Here is a 931-nt window from a genome sequence, read left to right as displayed (position 1 = left end):
TCAAAGCGCCTTTTGCAGCTCCGGCAAAATGACGAAGAGATCGCCGACCAGGCCGTAGTCGGCAACCTGGAAGATCGGGGCTTCCTCGTCCTTGTTGATGGCGACGATGACCTTGGAGTCCTTCATGCCGGCCAGATGCTGGATGGCGCCGGAGATGCCGACGGCAATGTAGAGGTCGGGCGCAACCACCTTGCCGGTCTGGCCCACCTGCCAGTCGTTCGGTGCATAGCCGGCGTCGACCGCGGCGCGGGAGGCGCCAACCGCGGCGCCGAGCTTGTCGGCGACCGGCAGGATGACTTCCTGGAACTTCTCCGAGGAGCCGAGCGCGCGGCCGCCGGAGATGATGATCTTGGCCGAGGTCAGCTCTGGACGGTCATTCTCGGAAAGCTTGTTCTCGACGAAAGACGACAGGCCGGGATTGGCGGCGGCGCCGACTGTCTCGACCGAGGCCGAGCCGCCCTCGGGTGCCGCCGCGAAGGAAGCGGTGCGCACCGTGATGACCTTCTTGGCGTCGGTCGACTGGACTGTCTGGATGGCGTTGCCGGCATAGATCGGCCGCTTGAAGGTGTCGTGCGAGACCACTTCGATGATCTCGGAGACCTGGGCAACATCGAGCAGGGCAGCTATGCGCGGCGCGATGTTCTTGCCGGCGGACGTCGCCGGCGCGATGATCGTGTCGTAGCCGCCCGCAAGCGACACCACGAGCGCCGCGGTCGGCTCAGCGAGACGCTCGGAAAGTTCGTCGGCTTCGGCCAGCAGCACCTTGCGCACGCCCTTCAGCCTGGTGGCGGCATCGGCCGCGCCCTTGGCGCTCTTGCCGGCCACCAGCACGTCGACTTCCGCACCGATCTGCAGCGCCGCCGACAGCGCCTTGGCGGTCTGGTCGGAGAGGGTTGCGTTGTCATGTTCGGCGATGAGGAGAATTGCCATT

The 931-nt window shown here is 66.0% G+C and carries 1 protein-coding gene; it reads right to left on the bottom strand.

Going from position 1 to position 931, the window contains the following annotated elements; genetic code table 11:
- Positions 1-930, bottom strand: coding sequence for an electron transfer flavoprotein subunit alpha/FixB family protein (locus P9272_RS35875; RefSeq protein ID WP_278164943.1), 930 nt, complete (start codon positions 928-930; stop codon positions 1-3).
- Position 931: the final 1 nt, after the last annotated feature.

This window comes from Mesorhizobium sp. WSM4976 (assembly GCF_029625685.1).
In the GTDB taxonomy this organism is placed as follows: Bacteria; Pseudomonadota; Alphaproteobacteria; order Rhizobiales; family Rhizobiaceae; genus Mesorhizobium.
This window is presented reverse-complemented; position numbering and strand designations above follow the sequence as displayed.